The following is an 18,617-nucleotide window of genomic DNA, read 5'->3' on the forward strand; positions in this document are numbered from 1 at the left end:
TCAGCGCCCTCCTTCTAAGTCGAGCAAAAACACACCGTTGCCCGGATGGCTGGCGTCGTTGTCTACTCGCGCAATTTCGGTGCGACCGAACAGGAGTTTTCGCCCTGCCAGCCCACTGGTTCGTGGGTCGCCAAAACGACGAAAACGGGTCGCTTTGGCGGCGATCACCCCTTCTACGTTTTGTGCTGCCGCTAACATGGGCGACAGGTGCAAGATTTGTCCTGCGCGGAACTGATCGGGATGAAGTAGCCCCAGTGCACCATTAGCTTGTCGCTGAGGAGAAAAAATCGTCAATAAGCGCTGGCGAACATGAGATTTAGACGCATTGGGCGCGACACAAACATGCAGCGTAATTTCCAGCGGCACATAAACGGGCGTGGACACGGCGACATCATGGGCGGCAAGACGGAATGTTTCGTAATGACCGCGTAACTGCGTGCGCTGATCTTCGGTGACACCAATGCGCCCTTTTGGGTCGGGCAATGCAAACGTGGTGATCCAACTGCCCGTGTGCACATAGGCACAACTCACGTCTTGCACCCATTCCACGCGGCGTCCAAGGGTTTGATAATCTTCTCGAGTGACGGCTCGCTCTTGCGTTTTGAACAAGAACGGTGCGCGCTTACGAATGGCGGCATTGGTTTCTCGGTTTCGCCCTCCTGCGCCCGCCGTGATGTTTCTCACTTCAATCACTTCAGGCAGGTTTATCGCTAAGTGATGCAGCTTATCTGGCCCAATATGTCCCGACGTGCCCAAGCCCACACGATAACGGGCGCTAAATGCGGTGCCGGAAAGTGGACGACGGCCAAACTGATTATCGCCAAACCGCAGTGAGGCACTGTTGTCGCGTTCAATTTCAGCGGTGAACACACGCGCGCTGGCATCACTGGCTAACAAATCTGCGACCGGCTCATAAGGCAACACTTCAACACCATCATCACCATCGAGTTCAATACAAGGATACGTCGCGTTTGGCTCAGGGGTACGCAACGCTTCTGAGGCCGGTACGCCTGATGCATAATTTGGTGCGAAGGTCAGTGGTGATTGAGCGAGTTTGGGTCGAAATGCAGGCATGATCATTTCTGCCTGTTCTTGATCGCATTGACTATCAGCGCAAGTCACGCCGTGATTCTGACCTGATTCAAAGCCTTTGCCCGCCGCCCAACTGAGCCATGGTGACGGCACTTGGCCGAGATTTTCGTCATCCTGTGTGTGTCCGTGATCGACGAGTATCAAATTGCCACGAACGACACTGACAGGCTCAATGTATTGCCTTCCTTCTTCAATCGAGGTTTCTGACGATATGCAGACAGGGAAACGCAAGGCATCACGTTCATGCCATACGATTTCGGTGATCAAATCGCCCGTAATGGGGTCAGTCAACGGCGTGTTAGCGGCGTCAAATGCGCGTACCTCTGTCAACAACACGACTTGGCGACGGTCTAAAAGTCGGTCGGCTTGATTGCCTGTTTTCGCGCCGGTGATTTCTTCCATCGCGACATACATGCCTTGGCTGAGATTCGGCAGATGCCCTGACAACGTCGCACTCGTTGACCCTTTGGCGAGATGGCACCGGGCGTTACTCCAAGTATAAAATTCCATTTCATTGTGTGCGGCAAACAAGGCTGGCACATCATGACAGGTTTCGTACACCGCGGCGCTTTGAGCCAGTAACGCATTGTTTCTGGCAAAGGTGATCGGCTGCTCGCTCAGCCTTGTACACACTGCTGCGCCTTGTGGGATCACCGCTGTGCTTGGCGCAATGGGCAGCACGTCAGCCGACACGGCAAAGTGACAAAAACATCGCGCGTTGCAGCCTTCATCCACGGAATAATCCAACAATCGTGTTAACCGCTTCAGTGAAATACGCGAACGCGCACGGTTGAGATACGCTTCGGTTTGGGCGGCATCTTGTTGGTAGGCCAATTGATCGGCGGTGTACGCGAGAATATCGACAATGGCGGTAGAAAGGTCGGCAGGATGCCCAGTGGCAAAAGCGGGAGCAACAATGGCCATGCGATCGAGCATCATGCGGCGAAACGAAAGATAATCACGCGCGGTGTAATCTATTTCTGTCTCTGGTTCAGGTGGCGCTTCGCACTCGCAATCACTCAAACAATCAAACGCTGTGGGGCACTCTACCTTGAACGAAAATGTAATGGATGCCAGAACGGGGTCTATCTCGGGCGGCGGCGCAGGGTTTAAAGTGCTGGTGACAATATTGAGCATATAGGGGCCGAAATCGCCCGGTTGTGCAAGTTCAATCACCACCACGTTTTGCTGTCCGCCCAGCCCCATGGTGACAGCGACTATCTCAACGGCGGCGTCGCCTTCAATGCGAATATTGTCTTCTGTATAAACCACCGCGCCGGGGTCGTTAACGAGGTGAAGATGCAAGAAGCGCTGACGATCCGCGGAATTCACCGCTTCCAAATCCAACACTTCGACGAAGTCGATACCGTTGAATGCACTGTTGCGCACCGCTTCTCTGCGTCGTTGATCACAGCAAAAATAAATCATGCGGCAGACTCCCTCACAAATTGGGCTTGCTGGGGATCACCCGATGGCAGCACCACATAGGAGACGTCGATAAACATGGCGCCTTGATCAAACAGGACAGAGACATCCGTCACTTCGATGTCATTTTGCATCCAGCTTTGCAGCGAAGTTGCAATCAAGGTGCGGGTATCTTCTATCAAAGCATCACTGACTCCCGCAAACAGCAGACGGTTTAAGCCACAGCCAAAAGTTGGCATCATCACCCGCTCTCCTGGCTCAGTGAATAACACCTGCTCAATGCGATCGCGAATGAGGTCAAAGCGGTGCGTTGTCGCTGTCCGCCCCTGAGTATCAATGCGATAGGGGAAATCTGGATAATTCATCTTTCCTCCGCGAAATTAAGACGCTAATAAGTTAAGACGTTAATAAATTAAGCCGTTAATCAGTCGGAAATTAACTGGCAATCACACGTACTTGCGCCACAGTTGGCAGCAAAGGTGTCCCTGTTGGCGCGCAGACAGATTGGCCAGTTAGCAACACAAAAGGCTGCCCCATCGACACCACACGCACCGAGCCCGACAAAAACTGGCCTGTTACGCAAGGCCCATTGCCCGCTGTCGGGGGTGGCATTGCGCACCCTGCCACGACATAAGGAGAGGTCAGCAATACGGTGGCCGCGCCAGAAACTAACACACGCGGATTCGGCACTGTCGGTGTGGCCTGCCCCCCGTGTGAGCACATGACTGTCGCACCAACATGTAACAAGGGCCCGGGCATGGCTGCCTCCTTCGTTTCGCGTTTACGGTGTGGTTGAGCGTTTAATCACTAAGCGCTAAGCGCTAAGCGCTAAGCGCTAAGTAATGGTGAGCGCACCGGTATTAATATCTACCGTCGGCCCGACCAAGCTAATTTGTGCCCCTTTCCCGTTAGTAATGAATATTCCCGCGTCAGTCACCGACAAGGTGACGCCGGTGGCGGTCTGCAAGGTAATACCCCCCAACCCCATAGGCCCACCTGCATCACACATCACGATGCCGTTCTTCGCCATGGTTTGCAGCGTAATCGCAGAGATTGGCGCGGGTGCGGTTTTTGCCATGGTCGGTACATCTGCTGCTGAGCCTGCAAAGCACCCTGTCCAAATCGGATGGTCAACTTCGCCCTGTTCAAACTCAATCCAAACACCGGCACCAATGGGCGGCACCGCGAATATGCCGGAGTTCAAACCCAACACGGGTAAACACGGCATGCACCAGCTGCCGGGTGGCATGCCTGTCACATCGGAAACGGTGGCTAGGATTCGCCCTTGCTGAGATAAATCGACGTTGTTCACCACCACGCCGCGATATTTACCGTAAAATTTTTCGCTCATACTGGCACCCTACTGACGGTTGAAAGCAGTCCATCTCGGCTCAATTCAAATTGCTGTTTTAGTGTTCCTTCGCTCATGGTGGTGGTGACGGATTCCACGTAATGCAGCCCGTTAAATGCATGACCTGCACCGCGCACTGACACCAGTTTCCTCGCTTCCAATAAAGAGCCATAGGCCAATACATCAAGCGAACCGGACATTTTTACCGCTCTAACGGCAGACCTTGCCGCTTTGGCTAACCCCACCAGCGCGGCTTGAACGGGCGAGTATTTGGCCGTGCCTGTGATCGGTGCCGTGCGAAGGGGGATTGGGCGCAACACGCCAAGTGGCGGGTTAAGGGGATTCACATCAGGAACGGGTAACGTCAGCGGTACCTTGGTTTGCGGATTTTGAATCGTGATCGTAGGCATCACCGCACTTTGGGTATCAACACTGCCTGAAAGGGATTCCACGTTTCGATGTGCATCTAAGTCGTCATTAATCGGGCGTTGGACCTTGCCAATGCGAATATCAGGCCCCCAATAGGCGGTTGAAACACCCACTTGAGACGTGGGCTCGATGTAGAACACGTAGCCGACACGCTCCGCCAACGACAAGATGTAATTCAGATCGGTGCCTTGATGAGACGGAATACGTTCTGTGGGGACAGGCACATCAATCAACACAGACGGGATGACTTTTGGGATCAGCCCCAAAAACGCGTATTTCGCCAGAACCAGATTAATGCGGGCAAAATCCGGCATGGCGGGATAACGCATAAAACTGAAATCGATATAATCGAGCACACGGCTGAGATCTTCTCCCGTCAGCGTGAGCCGAGACACACCGGGTGCGCTGCCGGGGCTAACGCGATGATCGGTGACGACACCATCAATTAGGATGGATTGCTGTCCAAACATATCGACAGCAATCACGGTGCGCACTAAGGGTATGGGGTTGTTGGCTGACAGTAAAAATACCGTATGCAGTGGCGAGTTGTTGTCTATCTCAAACACCAGTTGAAATCCTGACTTCCCTTCCGTTACTGAACGTACTTCGCAAGAGACAAAGGCGTTAATCACCACTTTTGATACGGGTACAGGGGCAACAGGGCCAATGTAGAGACTCATCACCACCTCTGACATCACTGCTCTCCTTCATCGCCATGCAGAGCAATTCTGCGCCCGACTAGGGTCAACAACTCGCTCGGATTCTGCACCAAATTGGCATCAGCGATACGCCACCAACTGCTTGGGTCGGCGTAATACGCCGCGCCGAGTAAATCCAGCCGGTCTCCTTCTCTGATCGCAATGCTTTGCACGTTTTCAATGGACGCAGGCTGCGGCAGGAATCGGCGACTGACAAACACACGCTCTTTGCCACGATCATCTTTCATCACATTCAACGGCGCTCCGGCATAACGACTGCTAGACGCAAAGTCCGCCGTTTCTTCCGTGTTGCTGAGCAAATAGTGCGTGAGATCAGTCATCAAATATTCCTTATTGGCGTCTGTTCTGTGGTGTTCTCGGTTGCTGCTTTTTGCAATCAGCAACTGGCTAACAGCACTTAGCGGTTTGTGACAGGTTTAATAACTCGCCCCGCCTGCGTTTCTAGCCCAGTGAGGTAATGCAAAAACAGTGAAGATGCAGGATGATCAAAGCCAAGATCGTCGACCGTCAACACTTGTAAACTCAAACTGGCCTTTGCGCGCAGCGGATTCAGCCTCGCGCTAAAAAACTCCTCCGTAAGAGATAAACTTTTGACCTTCACTGGCACACGTCGATAAACACCCCAGCTGAATAACGGCAATGGCTGCGTCATGGGAATAATGGTCAACTTTCCTTCTCGGGCACGGGCATCGTTTTGCAGCAGTTGCCGCTTCGTCGGCGAAATCAAGCTACGCAAAGCGGCGATGTAGTGGCCAATGCCATAAGTCACCGCGTCCTCATCGCCCCGCTCAAGGGCGTCTGTTGCATCAAGCGTGGCTTCAAAGCTGATCGATTCCGTTGGTGGGCCATTGAGTCGCATCTGCTCTGTACGAGTCTGCGACCCAGCCTGCGATTTCATTTCAAACTGCGTACTGAGCGTCGAAGGATTGATCAGCAATGGAATCGCATTCACTGGCTCGCCACTTTGCGGATCGAGCAACACAATGCCGGCTTTAACGTAGTTCGGCTGACTCGATAACATTTATCACCCCTTTGCGCTGTGTTTGTGGCTAGTCAGTTGATGCATTAAGGCATCAGTGGCTTTCACAATCGCCTTCTCTTTAACGATCAACTGTTGCTCAGTCGTGATCGACTCCATCACTGGCCATTGCGTCGACACCGCGGCTGACATAGCGCGATAGACATCGGCATAACCCGCGTCGCTGCTGATTTCAATGTGCCGAAAGTGCACGTTAAGTTGTGTCATTTCGTTCTCCCTTTTTACGGCACCGCAAAGTTGCCAGGTATCGTCCACCAAAGGGGTGGCGCCAGCGATGGGATCATGCGGACACCGCGATAAATCAAATAGCCAAGCCCCACTGTCGCAGCAGCACCCGCCACAGCTTGCGGCGTGACAGTATGCGGTGCTGTTCGTGGCACGGGTTTAACAACCGGCACAGGATTGGGGATCACGATAGGGATCGGACGAGGACGACGACGCGGCTTGTTGGTACAGCGGTAATAATAAACGCCGTTCGACGTTGCGCCGCCTGTTCTTGGCCAAACCGAAATGTTCTGCAACGGATTGCCAACAAATGTCATTCGCGGAAAAGCAAATGAAGACATGGAGGTCGCAGGGCCAATAATGGCCTGATAACTGGCAATGTCTCGGTTGAGCTGGGCTTCAGCTATTGCCTGACGATTATTGAGCGGGTTGAGCCACGAGGCGGGTTTGATTTCCCCCACTTCATCAATGAATGGCCCTGCAGGGTATTGAATCACCATATCTGGCCGTGTTGCGCCGGGGATTTGAAATCCCGGGTGTCCACCACCTAAACATGATGTCGACATCATGGTATGTAAAGCCCCACAAAATCCGCCAATCTGCATGTGTGCTTGAATACCTATTTGATTCGCGCTTAGAGCGGGAACATTGCACCCTGCCACCGTTGCTCGTTGAATAAACGGAAATCCCGCTCTCTCACCTAGAGAGGTCGTGCTTGCACCATCCAGTGCTTTTGTTTGCGCGATAGGCCCGCGAGGTGTTGCAGGTGGTGAAGCTGTTGGCGTTGAAGGCGGTGTTGGTGCCGTTCTGGGTGCTGGTGCGGGAGAGCTTGAACCGACATTCTGCACCGATGATTCAGGCACAAGAAGGAGCCTGTGGCCTTCGTCTTCCAGCATGCTGAGTTCGTCCAAAATGCCATCAAGTTCTTCCGGATCCCAAAACTCCCCTAAGAAATCGAGTTGATGCGAAGGATCAGCCACGCCAACTGCTGACGCAGATTCTCCTGCGTCCATCTTCTGGGTCCATCGGCCAATCGAACCCGATGGCGTCGACAGCTGGAAGGGTTTACCGGCTGCGAAAGCTTCACCACCGCGGTCAGCTTCTTGTTCATAGGTATCGCTCGACCCGTTCAACTTGGCAAAGGACAGCCCACGACGCTGTTGAACAACGTGGGTCAGTTCGTGCCCTATGAGTGAGAGACCCTGTTTCGAATCGGGGTTGTAAAAACCTGCACCAAAATAAACATCTGACCCTGCAGTAAAAGCCTTAGCTTGCAGTTGACGGGCGTAACGCTGTGCTACACCTCCGGTATAAAGCTTGGCTTCCGGAAACTCTGCACCGAAGGTTTTCTCCGCTCGCTGACGCAATTCTTCCGGCAAATGCCCATCGGGTTGCTGCGAGTTTGTGCTCATCGGTGGCTTTGTCATGCTCACACCTGAACCCGCGAAAGCAGCGCTAGACTGTGCTGACATAGTCGCTTTCGCCCCACACGCTGAGCAAGGCGCGCCTTGTGTCGCAGTGCTACCGCAACTGCATTTTCGCTGCAGGATCGGCGATTGCCTATTGAACGGAAACCCAACGGGCGAAGACTGCGCTTTTGCTGTGCCTAGGCTTGGGCTTGGGCTGACAAATTCATTCATATTCCAGATCCCCCGCTTTGATGGGTCGATCCAGCTTTTGTAGCTCAGCGGCCGCCGCTTCCATTAACCATTGCATGGAAACAGAATCGCCGTGCTGCGCAGCCAAGAACGCGCCATTCAGGGCGACATTGTGAATACTTCCGCCCGTTAAATTGAGCCTAGAAAGACGCGTGGGATTCACATCCGCTGACAACGGTGTTTCAGGCGGAAACGCAGTGCGCCAAATACGCTCACGCTCTAATGGGCCAGGGAAAGGAAAGTCCACCACAAAACGCAGGCGACGCAGAAACGCCTTATCGACGGCGGATTTCAAATTGGTGGCGAGAATGGCCAAGCCACGATAGGTTTCGATACGCTGCAACAGATCATCAATACCGATATTGGCAAAGCGATCGTTACTGTTTTTCACTTCGCTGCGCTTGCCAAACAAGGCATCAGCTTCATCAAAAAACAGAATCGCACCACATTGTTCGGCCGCTTGAAACAACTCGCGCATTTTCTTTTCTGTATCACCGATGTATTTGCTGATCACACTCGATAAATCAATGCGATACAAATCCAACCTTAACTCATTAGCAATGGCTTCAGCGGCCATGGTTTTGCCTGTGCCACTGTCACCACAAAACATGGCGCTGATCCCCATGCCGCGACTCATACGATGACGAAAACCCCATTGCTGATAAACTCGACTGCGAAGCCCCACTTGTGCGGTGAGCTGATCCAACATTTTGGTTTGTGCTGGCGGCAACACCAGCGTTTGCCAGCTGGCTTTGCACTCGATACGCTGCGCCAATTTCGACAATGACGAAGCTGCTCGCTGCTGACAACATGTCCAAAGCGCTTTTTCAAATCGAGGGTCTGAATGAAGGAGTGACTCTCCCCCGCCGGACTCGGCAATCAAGGTCATTTGGTTGATATCTTGCTGACTGAGCGAAAACTGCTCCGACAATCGTGCAGGTAAACTTTCATTCGCCCCTTTAAGCGCGTTTCGCCATAAGCCTTCTTGCTCTTCCACCGTCGGCCTTTCAACCAAAAGCGGAAAACTGTTGGCGGTGACACCGACAGGCATGACACCCGCATCAATCATCACCAGCCCGCCGACACGGCCAACAAACTGCTGCAACTGTCTGAGACGCGCTGGGTCGTCAGCCCCTTCAATGAGCAACAGCAGCGGCATTAACCCTGCTTCGCGTTGCCACAACCTCGCCAGTGCATCTAAATCGTTGGGTTGGCTAGGTAAGCTGGCGGCATGAAGAATTTGCACATTTGCGCCAAGTTGGTGTGCAAGAACCGCGGCCATCAAGGTTTTGCTGGGTTTGTCCTCGCCAAAAAACTCAATCACCACTTGCTGTCGATGAGAGTGTTGCGGTTGCAACTGGTTTTGTTGGTGCTGATGGGACTGTTGTATGTAGGTGAGTACAGATTGCAAACCACGTGACTGAGAGATAGAAAGGGACGCATCGCTGGCAATGGCAGGCATGGGTTCAAGCATCACCGCCAATCGTTCATCAAGGTAATTAATCCCGCGTAGGAAATTGAGGATACGTTCATCGATGACTAAGGTAGCGTCACCGTTACCGATGGGCTGCCACTCCAAAAGCAACCAGTAGCGCAGCGGACTATGAGGTGAAAAACTGCCCCAATCACAGGCACGTGAAATTGAAAACGCCAGCGTTGCCGCTGGGTGAGAACGTATTGAACTCTCTGTCATTAGAGCGATCTTTTCAGCGACGCGAGCATCGAACGACATCGCTAACACCAAAGCCAGAACGGCTTGATCGCCTTCGGTCAAATCGAACTGTTGCGCCAACACGTTAAACGCGGTGGGAGGATCGGAGACAAAGCCTTGATTGATGTCCGTCAGAGCACACTGCCCTGACTCCTCATTTCGTACCGCATCGAGCGACACCAGAACCCACTCAATGAGTCGGGAAAGATGCGCTTGATTGGTTGCCTGCCATTGAGAAAACAGATCAACCGCTTGGCCACTGCTGGACGGATTTTTTTCATATTCTGCGCGTTGTTCTTGCGCAGAGGCATTAACACGGAAGGTATCAGTCATGCTGGCACCTCTACTCTTTGCGTGGGGTCATAAATGGGCGCGCGCGGTGTGAAATCTGGCGCGATGGGCGGCCTGTCTTTGAGAATGAACCAACTGTCTGCGCCATCTACTCGCAATCTCGCGGGGTAGATGCCTGCAGCCAAAGGCCCAAAGTGAAAGACCAGTGTGCTCGTGATCACGGACACCGACTCAGCCTGAGCGCCTTCGCTGCCTAACCAAAGTGTTGCTTGTTGACCGGGATGTACATGGGGTGACACCCCGACAGTGACGATGACAGTTTGGCCATTTCGTACAACGCTATTTGGTGGCAGCGCCAAGACAGGCGCGATTTGTGCTGTTAGTTCATTGGATTGTTGTGTTGCCCCATTTACATCTACAGCATAAGAGATTGAATAGATACCTGATGCCCAGTTGGCGGGGACGTTTGGCAGCGTTAAAGACTGCCCTTGCGCGGAGCCGCCAGCATTGGCAGCCACCGTGTGTTCTATGTCGAGTGAGAGATGAGAAAGCGTGAACCGTGGGTTTCCCCCATCTAGGGCTCTACCTTCCACATCCAGAATATCGCCCAGCCTTGCACTTGCTTGGTGTGCAGGCGAAAAAACACGGGTGAGTTGAGGCAAGGACGAAAACAGACTTGGCGAAACGGTAGGACCGAGATCATCTTCGCCAATGGTCAAAACAGGTAGCGGATTTCGTGTGCCATGCTCCGCTTCGATCAATACCGTGGAAACGCGATAAGCCATCGAGGGTCGATATTGACTTTGCAGTGCGCTCCAAAGGCCGGATTTTTCCGCCATTGGCATTTGATGTGGCGCAATACGAAGCGCTTCCGCCTGATCAGCAAGCCCAGTGTCAGCCAACGCTTGCAATAGTGGCGGCAAACCCGCCGCAATAGCAGGCGAAGGGTTCAATGCGGTTTGGATTTCTGTTCGCGTAAATCCAGGGTGTTCGTGCAGTATTTGCATCGCATAGCCGAGCAAGACATCGCCATGCAGATCAGCCGTGCCATAAGCAGACACCAGATAATAAAGATCGAGCGGTAATGGCGTGTTATTGACCCGCTCACCCTCTGGGTTGCGTGTTGGAAGGCACTGATTGGCCCATGCAGCATTCACCTCGGTGTGGTATAGAAAAACATTCAACGCAGGGGCATTGTTGTCTTCTTGTGCCAGCATTTGATCCGGTGCCAATGCGTGAACAGGCACATTAGTGTTCACCACCGCCGCCACATCGTGATCCACCAGCCCATCATTGAGCAGATCGCGCAACAATTGGGTGACGCCCGCGATGGCAAGCGCGCTACTCATCTATCACCATCCTGACGCTGTCTCAAATAATCTGCCAGTGTGAGATCGGGCTTCCACGTTGGGGATTGACGCTGCGCTTGCGGCGATGTTTGCGACGCTGTTTGGCGAGCAAGGATCGATACCTGGTCAATCGTCACATTAACCGTAATGGGTTGCGGGGAATCGGCACCATGTCGGTTGGTGACACTGCGCAGTGCAGGCTTGTCTGTTCCTGCATGACGCTGCGAATCATCACGATTCGGTGATGCATGAGCTGCAGGCTCTGCGCGAAGACGCTGTGCCGCCAATAGATGTAAATTCGACGCTATCCCCTGTTCATCTTGTCTGCTATCTGGCGCGTGCTTTTCAAATGGGGAATGTTCATATGAAGATTGCTCATATGAAGAGTACTCACGTGCCGATTGATTCACATCCGTCTCACCAAGAATGGATGCCGCCACTTGTTGCGTGAAGTCTTGCCGTGTTCGAGCTGGCACCTGCGGTGTATTTGTCGATTCATAAGAAGGCGTATGAATGGGCGTATTCGATAAAGACGAACTGGCTGAAACATGATGATTGGCCCCCTCATTCATTTCAGTATCTTCCGCTTGTCCTTTCGTTTGTTGTTTCATCTGAGAAGAAGCAGGGACATGAGAATCAACCTGTGTTTTGTCGATATTAATCGTGACATCACGGTTACCCGCAACGGGCGCTGATTTGTTTGGATCTCGCGCTGACTGTGTTTGATTTACCAATGTTTGATTAACCAGTGCTTGATTCGTCGATGATACTTCTGCGTCAGTGCGCAACAATGAATTAGTGACACTGTCACCTTCCACCTCATCACTCACGGTATTTAAATCATCGACCAAGGGTTCTGACTGAACACGATCTCGACTGACATTCGCCGCAGAAGCCGACGCCAATCGCGTCGCACCTGCATAGTAAGAGTTCACCACAGGTTTCAGCGTCTGAAAGCCATCAATGTTTCGGCGAATGTAATGTCCTAATTGGCGACTCATACGCGTATCCTTTGGATAAGATGAGGTGACAGCCTGATCTTAATAAGTCTTTCATCTACATCGCTATTCAATCACCATAGCGATGTGTTGACGGCGGCGCGCAGGGCTCATAGCCAGAATGTCCTGACTTGACCAACCGTATGCAGACGCAAGAATGTGTACGTCCCACAATTGGCGCTCCACGTCGGCAGCCAACAATGCCCAAAACTGACTGACAATATCGAATTGGTGTGCAGTCTCGCCTCCGCACTCTGGGCAAGAGGCATTGAGCGAAACAATGGTAAGCGGTTCTATCGCTAACATTTGCGCTTCGAGGGTTTGGTAGAAACCTTCCCACGCGGAAACTGGGTCGCCCCTCTGCGTAATTGCAGTGGCGACATCGTTATAGCTTTCAGGTGCCAGCACACATTGTGCAAGTTGTGAAAGTGGAGAATGGGCAGACGCGAGCAGGTAAAGATCACCGATTGTCGGTAGGCGAAATCGACAACCAAACTCGCCATCAGTCATTGTCACGTAATGTGGAAGATACGCCTCGGTATTGACGGAATTTAAATGGCAGGCCGCTTTAAGGCGGTCTGAACTTGTCGCTAAAACGTCGGAAACACAAAAAGACAACTGGGTTTTGGTGTCGCATGATACGCAAGGTGATGTCACGGTGATGTTTTCACCAAACTCACCGCGATACGCGAGCAGAAGGAAGTGGTCGCGCCCTGCCAGCGTCCATTCGCAGACCTCTTCATCTGAAGGCTTTGGAAGATACGCGGAGAGCAACGCCAGATTGCGATCGGGTGGCGACATATCAACCGCCTTTTCCCAAAGCTCAACGCGATCATTATCATTGAGTGATGCAATCGTGACGCGCATTGATGATCACTCACTGTTCCGGATGCACAAAGCTAGGTTCTTTTGGCACGGCTACCGCGTTACGTTCCCACCCTTCATTTTCAAGTTTCACCGATTGGATCATAAATGCCGAACTCGACGCATCGAGTGCCGGAATGGCTTTGTAGTCTGACACCCAGCATTGGAACAGCGTGTAACTCATGACCTTTTGCCCAGCCTCATTCAGCACGTCTAAGATGAGCGTTTTGCGAAAATCTGCCAGTGAGACTTCACCGCCTAAATCTGTGCCAATTCGCCAGACTTTGTTGGCCCATTGCTCAAATTGCAGGTTTTCCGTTACACCACGTTCAAGGGTGATGGCTTCAAATTTCACTTGGCCCGGAGATTTGCGGGTATGAGAAGGATCTCCCCCTTCGCGATACTCCATCACTTCGACAGAACGGCTCAGACCCGATACTTTTTGCACCGCCGCGAGCACATCTCCACCGGCTTCCTTGATGATAAATTTGTAGCCGGGATAAGGCACAATACGTTGACCATTCACGTTGAGCTGAGACATGTCGCCCCCTCGCTATTTACCAAAAAATCATTCCCAACAGATCTGCTGGCTTCCACCAACAGGTACAAGGATTAGCCGCCGCTGTTATTCATCAATTGCAGACTCACAACCACAAATTCCGCAGGTTTTAACGGCGCAAAACCCACCAGCACATTGACCACGCCCGCATCGATGTGAGCTTGCGTAGTGGTTTCCGCATCACACTTGACACGAAACGCCTGTTCAGGGGCCGTGCCCTGAAATGCGCCTTGTCTGAACAATCCCTGCATGAAATTACCCACCGCAATGCGAATTTCTGACCAAAGCGGTTCGTCATTAGGTTGGAACACTGCCCACTGCAAGCCTCGGAACAAGGACTCTTCGATAAACAACGCAGTTCGCCGCACGGGAATGTAAGTCCATTCAGAGGCCAACTCGTTTGCACCACGCAAAGTTCTTGCACCCCATGCAATGTTGCCGCTGATCCCGCCGTTTCTCAGGCAATTAAGACCGATAGGGTTTAGCTGCCCAATTTCGCTATTGGTCAAGGCATGATTAAAGCCAATCACATTGCGAAGACTTGCCGTGATCCCTGCTGCTGCTGTCCAAATACCCGCTTCAGTATCTCGACGCGCATACAGCCCGGCGATAGTGCCACTCGGGGCAATGGTTCTAAGTCGGTTTTCATTGTTGGGATCAGGAACCTGAACCCGAGGATAGTAAGCTGCCGTATTGCGATGACGAAGGCCTGCTCCCGCCACTTCATCCAGCCAATCTATGGCTTCATCAACACTGTTTGCATCTGCAGGTGGGTCAATCAATAAGAAGGCACGCTGTTCTTCGCAATAGCTCATGGCAGGGCTTATCACGCTGGACATATTGGCAACAGAGCCCAAATCTGACGCTTCAGGAATGGCGAGAATATTGAACAAATCCACGTCTTCCAACGCATAGAAACCCGTGCGCAATGCCCGATTCCCACGCAGTTGTGCAGCGGTAGGAGCAGCAGCTGCGTCGACTCCCGCCGTCGCAACGGTCTGATGCCCAGCCGGTGCAGCGGTATTCATCGCGTATTGTTGAACATTGGCGGTAACACTGCCGACTAAGCCGATTACGCTGCCGAAATCACCAACTGATTCCGCCACTGACACCACTTGTCCTGCGCGATATTCGGCGCTGTTTCTGCCAGTGAAAACACCTATTCTTGTGCCGCGCACCACCACTTGGCATTGCGCCCAAAGCGGATCCGCTGGTCGTGTATCGCGAATCGCGTTTTGCAGCATCAATGCAGCATCAGCAATAGTCACCGGTTTGGTGGTAGCATCCACTGTTACGTCATGCGCCCCCGTCCCTAGATCAACCTGCAAGGTGTTGGCATCAGCAATACCCGCATACTGCGTGGTGTCCTGAACATCGGAGTAAAACCCGGTCGGCGCGGGCATGTCGGTATTCCCCGCCGTGGTAAGTTGCACCATCATCGAATCATCATTGACGACATTCAGTACATAGCGAGGATGGGTCGCGACCATGGATACATTACGGTAGGACTCGTTACGAACCGGAATTTCCAGCCCATCAACGTGACGAATTTCAGTCACCGTGAGATTGAATAACGAGGTTGGGTCGGAGGTTTGATAATCCACGTCTACCCGAATGTGGTTATTCCACCCGCCAGGATCTTGAACCGCATTGTTTTGAAATTGCCTACCCGCAGAAAAGGTCAGCGAAGTTGCACCGTTCCAGCTTTGCGCTGTTAGGTTGCCATTCGTCCCCCCACCTACGCGCACCGCAATCGCTTCCCCCCCGCCATTGATATAAAACTGAGAGATCGCATAGCTGGTTTCACTGTCTGTATGCACGCCGCCGAAATTCGTATCGAAATCACCGACATGAAACATACGCACAGGGACATTAAGTGGGCCGCGAGAAAAGCCACCGACAAACGCAGAAATGGATGTGGCAGTTCCACTAATTGATCGGCTACCACTGGGAATTTCTTGAACATAAACGCCGGGATATGTCAGTGCTACTGGCATGGGTGACCTCCTCTACCAAGACAATGGATCCTTAATGATTGGCGTTAACTTGTGGTACGAATTCCTTGGCTCAAACCCAATGATGTAAACCTAAAATAGCGTTGTGAAACGGATGGGGAATAAGTCAGGGTTGCATACCACGACAAATACAGTATCGATCTTACGATACACAAGATAATGGTCAATATTTGACCTTTGCATTGTCTTAAAAATTAGAGCATGCGATTTAAAAAGATCGTGTAGGGGGAAAAGAACGCTCGTATTAATCAATATATTTCAAAAATTTAGGATAAATGTAATCGTTCTTATTCATTGGTGAATTGAATAAAGGGCGTGTGATTAACACACCCTTTCCTGCCTAATTAGTTAGACCGGATGACTTAAAGGCTAGATCCATTGATGCGCATATTATTGCGCTTCAATGACCTAGATATTCTGGTGTAACCCATCAACCTGCCGCCGTATTTAATAATCACACAGACATTAAAAAAGCTGCAAAGGCAGCTCTTCTCTATTATTTGATGGCTCGAATTATTTGATGGCTCGAATGTCTGTTGTGGATAGCCGAGCAAATTCAAGACGCTCGCTCAACAAGCATAGACAGTCGATTACTGGCTGACGAAATCGCGAATATAATCCATTTGTACTTGTTTGGTGAACGCACCAGGGCGCAGTGCTTGTACTTCTCGAATGATGTCATCCAGATCCCAGCCACGCTCTAGCAGCAAATGTGCAGCCATTAAACCCGTGCGACCTGCCCCCCCCATGCAATGTAACGCCACTTTTTCACCATTGGCGATGGCCTGATGCAATCGAGGTTGGCACTTCTGCCAGCTTTGTACAAACACGGCTTCCGGTACTTCATCGTCTTCAATCGGCGCATGAAACCAGGTGATGCCGACCTGCTCCGCGCTGTCACTCAATTCAGTCACGTTTTTTTGAGCCATTTCGTCGTGATTGATCGCCGTTACCATCACGGTCACACCTTGTGCTTTAAGCTGCACTAAGCTTTCCTTTAGTGGCGTGCCTTTAGTGCCCGGACAAGGCGTTAAAATCAATGCACCCGTTTCAACAGGCAGTTCCCAAGTTGGATGTGTCATTTATTTCCCTTCGACCTTTTCATGTTACTGATTTTGGTTGTGATGTAATTTTGGCGGAAAAGTATTACAAATTAAATAGCGATAGTCGTTGATGATAGTGATCAAAAGCCTCAGAATAGCGCCCCTTTCCCTACTGACTTGGCGATTGTGCCATCAGCCGTCCATTTTGGGACGTAATCTTATTGAGAATCATAAATATGGGTTTTACCTCGTTAGGTCTTTCTGCACCAATCCTTAAAGCGGTACAAGAGAAGGGTTATACGACGCCTTCTCCAATTCAGGCACAGGCGATCCCTGCTGTTCTGGAAGGCAAGGATGTCATGGCTGCAGCACAAACCGGTACAGGTAAAACCGCTGGCTTTGTATTGCCAATCTTAGAAAAACTGAGCCAAGGTGATCGCGCTCGTCCGAATCATGTGCGTGCACTTATCCTCACGCCGACTCGCGAACTGGCGGCTCAGATCCACGAAAATGCGGTGGTTTATAGCAAGCACCTAAACCTGCGTTCTACCGTTGTTTTTGGTGGGGTGAAAATCAACCCACAACTTATGGCACTGCGCAAAGGAACTGAAATTCTGGTTGCTACGCCGGGTCGTTTACTTGACCTTTACAGCCAGAACGCAGTGAAGTTCTCTCAGCTTGAAGTGCTGGTGCTTGATGAAGCTGACCGCATGCTGGACATGGGTTTCTACCGTGACATCAAAAGAGTGCTAGACCTGTTGCCGAAAAACCGTCAGAACCTGCTGTTCTCAGCAACTTTCTCTGATGACATTCGTCAGTTGGCAAAAGGCTTGGTTAATAACCCTGTTGAGATTTCAGTGACGCCAGCAAACTCAACAGCACGTACTGTCGAGCAGTGTATTTTCCCTGCCGACAAGAAAAAGAAACCTGCCATGCTGTCTAAGCTGATCAAAGAGGGCAACTGGCGTCAGGTGTTGGTGTTCAGCCGCACAAAACACGGTGCAAACAAGCTTTCTCACTTTCTGAATGAAGAAGGGATTACGGCAGCACCTATTCACGGTAACAAGAGCCAAGCCGCTCGTACCAAAGCACTGGCTGATTTTAAATCTGGCGAAGTACGTGTGCTAGTAGCTACCGACATTGCTGCTCGCGGCATCGATATTCCACAGTTACCACAAGTGGTTAACTTTGATTTGCCTAATGTGGCGGAAGATTACGTTCACCGTATTGGTCGTACTGGTCGTGCTGGCGAAGTGGGCAAAGCGATCTCTTTGGTTTGTGCTGACGAAGCGGACGATCTGTTCGGCATCGAGCGTTTGATTCAGCAACTGCTGCCACGCGTTGAACTACAAGGCTTTAAACCAAGCATTGCAGTTCCTGAATCTAAGCTAGATACGCGTCCAATCCGCGCCAAAAAACCGAAGAAGCCAAGCGCACCAACAGGTGGCCGCCGCTCTTCAAGCTACAAAGGCAATGGTGACAAGGCGGTATTTGAAAATCGTAAGCCACGCCAAGGCGGACAGCAAGGTCAAAAAGCGGAAGGCACTGGCGAAGGCCAAGCACGTCGTGAAGGCACTGAGCGCAGTAACACATCTCGCAATGGCAACAGCAACAGCCGTAACGGCAACCATGCTGGTCGCAAGCCTCAAGGTAGCAATGGTCAACGACCACAAGGCAACAATGCAGGCAAACCCGGCGCGAACCGTCGTCGCTCGCCAGCAAAGAGCGCGGCGAACGCGAGCTAAGTCAGCCTGAAATAGACGCAAAAACGGAAAGCCAGATCACCGGATCTGGCTTTTTTATGAGTGAAATTTAAGCACTAACATAAGCACTAACACGCATTTATTAA

Annotated in this window: 17 protein-coding genes; 1 reads left to right on the forward strand and 16 read right to left on the reverse strand. The window is 51.7% G+C overall.

Annotated elements, in window-relative coordinates; genetic code table 11:
• From AB8599_RS16400 to AB8599_RS16475, 16 genes are all read right to left on the reverse strand, one after another.
• Complete coding sequence (locus AB8599_RS16400; protein WP_407333977.1) at nt 1-2,520, reverse strand: baseplate J/gp47 family protein; 2,520 nt, start codon at nt 2,518-2,520, stop codon at nt 1-3.
• Nucleotides 2,517-2,882 carry a GPW/gp25 family protein gene (locus tag AB8599_RS16405; protein WP_407333978.1) on the reverse strand — a complete coding sequence of 122 codons (366 nt, stop codon included), beginning with the start codon at nt 2,880-2,882 and terminating at the stop codon, nt 2,517-2,519. Before AB8599_RS16405 ends, AB8599_RS16400 begins: the two co-directional genes overlap by 4 nt.
• Nucleotides 2,883-2,952: 70 nt before the next feature.
• Nucleotides 2,953-3,276: a hypothetical protein gene (locus tag AB8599_RS16410; protein ID WP_407333979.1), complete on the reverse strand. Its 324-nt coding sequence runs from the start codon at nt 3,274-3,276 to the stop codon at nt 2,953-2,955.
• 76 nt (nt 3,277-3,352) lie between these two features.
• Entirely contained in the window at nt 3,353-3,868 is a 516-nt protein-coding gene (locus AB8599_RS16415) for a phage baseplate assembly protein V (protein WP_407333980.1), read from the reverse strand.
• On the reverse strand, nt 3,865-4,992 hold the full coding sequence (locus tag AB8599_RS16420; RefSeq protein ID WP_407333981.1) for a hypothetical protein: 1,128 nt from the start codon (nt 4,990-4,992) through the stop codon (nt 3,865-3,867). Before AB8599_RS16420 ends, AB8599_RS16415 begins: the two co-directional genes overlap by 4 nt.
• Nucleotides 4,992-5,336 carry a LysM domain-containing protein gene (locus AB8599_RS16425; protein ID WP_407333982.1) on the reverse strand — a complete coding sequence of 115 codons (345 nt, stop codon included), beginning with the start codon at nt 5,334-5,336 and terminating at the stop codon, nt 4,992-4,994. Before AB8599_RS16425 ends, AB8599_RS16420 begins: the two co-directional genes overlap by 1 nt.
• 77 nt (nt 5,337-5,413) lie before the next feature.
• Complete coding sequence (locus tag AB8599_RS16430) at nt 5,414-6,037, reverse strand: hypothetical protein (RefSeq protein ID WP_407333983.1); 624 nt, start codon at nt 6,035-6,037, stop codon at nt 5,414-5,416.
• Between the two features lie 3 nt (nt 6,038-6,040).
• Entirely contained in the window at nt 6,041-6,262 is a 222-nt protein-coding gene (locus AB8599_RS16435; RefSeq protein WP_407333984.1) for a hypothetical protein, read from the reverse strand.
• 14 nt (nt 6,263-6,276) lie between these two features.
• Nucleotides 6,277-7,920, reverse strand: a complete 1,644-nt coding sequence (locus AB8599_RS16440; RefSeq protein WP_407333985.1) for a DUF4157 domain-containing protein — start codon at nt 7,918-7,920, stop codon at nt 6,277-6,279.
• Nucleotides 7,913-9,982, reverse strand: coding sequence for an ATP-binding protein (locus AB8599_RS16445; RefSeq protein ID WP_407333986.1), 2,070 nt, complete (start codon nt 9,980-9,982; stop codon nt 7,913-7,915). Before AB8599_RS16445 ends, AB8599_RS16440 begins: the two co-directional genes overlap by 8 nt.
• On the reverse strand, nt 9,979-11,289 hold the full coding sequence (locus tag AB8599_RS16450; RefSeq protein ID WP_407333987.1) for a DUF4255 domain-containing protein: 1,311 nt from the start codon (nt 11,287-11,289) through the stop codon (nt 9,979-9,981). Before AB8599_RS16450 ends, AB8599_RS16445 begins: the two co-directional genes overlap by 4 nt.
• Entirely contained in the window at nt 11,286-12,290 is a 1,005-nt protein-coding gene (locus tag AB8599_RS16455) for a hypothetical protein (protein WP_407333989.1), read from the reverse strand. The genes AB8599_RS16450 and AB8599_RS16455 overlap by 4 nt, the downstream gene beginning before the upstream one ends.
• 63 nt (nt 12,291-12,353) lie before the next feature.
• The gene (locus AB8599_RS16460) at nt 12,354-13,154 is read right to left on the reverse strand and encodes a hypothetical protein (RefSeq protein ID WP_407333990.1); all 801 of its coding nucleotides are present in this window, start codon (nt 13,152-13,154) and stop codon (nt 12,354-12,356) included.
• A 10-nt stretch (nt 13,155-13,164) separates the two neighbouring features.
• Nucleotides 13,165-13,692 (reverse strand): phage tail protein, encoded by a 528-nt coding sequence (locus tag AB8599_RS16465; protein WP_407333991.1) that lies wholly within the window; start codon nt 13,690-13,692, stop codon nt 13,165-13,167.
• A gap of 71 nt (nt 13,693-13,763) precedes the next feature.
• Entirely contained in the window at nt 13,764-15,707 is a 1,944-nt protein-coding gene (locus AB8599_RS16470) for a phage tail sheath family protein (protein WP_407333992.1), read from the reverse strand.
• 608 nt (nt 15,708-16,315) lie between these two features.
• On the reverse strand, nt 16,316-16,807 hold the full coding sequence (locus AB8599_RS16475; protein ID WP_407333993.1) for a cyclin-dependent kinase inhibitor 3 family protein: 492 nt from the start codon (nt 16,805-16,807) through the stop codon (nt 16,316-16,318).
• A 197-nt stretch (nt 16,808-17,004) separates the two neighbouring features.
• On the opposite strand from AB8599_RS16475, the gene AB8599_RS16480 reads away from it, so the two are divergent.
• Nucleotides 17,005-18,513 carry a DEAD/DEAH box helicase gene (locus tag AB8599_RS16480; protein ID WP_407334413.1) on the forward strand — a complete coding sequence of 503 codons (1,509 nt, stop codon included), beginning with the start codon at nt 17,005-17,007 and terminating at the stop codon, nt 18,511-18,513.
• The last annotated feature ends 104 nt before the right edge of the window (nt 18,514-18,617 follow it).

The sequence above is a fragment of the Enterovibrio litoreus genome (genome assembly GCF_045679545.1).
GTDB lineage: Bacteria > Pseudomonadota > Gammaproteobacteria > Enterobacterales > Vibrionaceae > Enterovibrio.

Excerpts from the sequence above, each read along its gene's own strand:
- AB8599_RS16400 (WP_407333977.1), bottom strand. The coding sequence starts at position 2,520 with ATGATTTATTTTTGCTGTGATCAACGACGCAGAGAAGCGGTGCGCAAC.
- AB8599_RS16405 (WP_407333978.1), bottom strand. The coding sequence starts at position 2,882 with ATGAATTATCCAGATTTCCCCTATCGCATTGATACTCAGGGGCGGACA.
- AB8599_RS16410 (WP_407333979.1), bottom strand. The coding sequence starts at position 3,276 with ATGCCCGGGCCCTTGTTACATGTTGGTGCGACAGTCATGTGCTCACAC.
- AB8599_RS16415 (WP_407333980.1), bottom strand. The coding sequence starts at position 3,868 with ATGAGCGAAAAATTTTACGGTAAATATCGCGGCGTGGTGGTGAACAAC.
- AB8599_RS16420 (WP_407333981.1), bottom strand. The coding sequence starts at position 4,992 with ATGTCAGAGGTGGTGATGAGTCTCTACATTGGCCCTGTTGCCCCTGTA.
- AB8599_RS16425 (WP_407333982.1), bottom strand. The coding sequence starts at position 5,336 with ATGACTGATCTCACGCACTATTTGCTCAGCAACACGGAAGAAACGGCG.
- AB8599_RS16430 (WP_407333983.1), bottom strand. The coding sequence starts at position 6,037 with ATGTTATCGAGTCAGCCGAACTACGTTAAAGCCGGCATTGTGTTGCTC.
- AB8599_RS16435 (WP_407333984.1), bottom strand. The coding sequence starts at position 6,262 with ATGACACAACTTAACGTGCACTTTCGGCACATTGAAATCAGCAGCGAC.
- AB8599_RS16440 (WP_407333985.1), bottom strand. The coding sequence starts at position 7,920 with ATGAATGAATTTGTCAGCCCAAGCCCAAGCCTAGGCACAGCAAAAGCG.
- AB8599_RS16445 (WP_407333986.1), bottom strand. The coding sequence starts at position 9,982 with ATGACTGATACCTTCCGTGTTAATGCCTCTGCGCAAGAACAACGCGCA.
- AB8599_RS16450 (WP_407333987.1), bottom strand. The coding sequence starts at position 11,289 with ATGAGTAGCGCGCTTGCCATCGCGGGCGTCACCCAATTGTTGCGCGAT.
- AB8599_RS16455 (WP_407333989.1), bottom strand. The coding sequence starts at position 12,290 with ATGAGTCGCCAATTAGGACATTACATTCGCCGAAACATTGATGGCTTT.
- AB8599_RS16460 (WP_407333990.1), bottom strand. The coding sequence starts at position 13,154 with ATGCGCGTCACGATTGCATCACTCAATGATAATGATCGCGTTGAGCTT.
- AB8599_RS16465 (WP_407333991.1), bottom strand. The coding sequence starts at position 13,692 with ATGTCTCAGCTCAACGTGAATGGTCAACGTATTGTGCCTTATCCCGGC.
- AB8599_RS16470 (WP_407333992.1), bottom strand. The coding sequence starts at position 15,707 with ATGCCAGTAGCACTGACATATCCCGGCGTTTATGTTCAAGAAATTCCC.
- AB8599_RS16475 (WP_407333993.1), bottom strand. The coding sequence starts at position 16,807 with ATGACACATCCAACTTGGGAACTGCCTGTTGAAACGGGTGCATTGATT.
- AB8599_RS16480 (WP_407334413.1), top strand. The coding sequence starts at position 17,005 with ATGGGTTTTACCTCGTTAGGTCTTTCTGCACCAATCCTTAAAGCGGTA.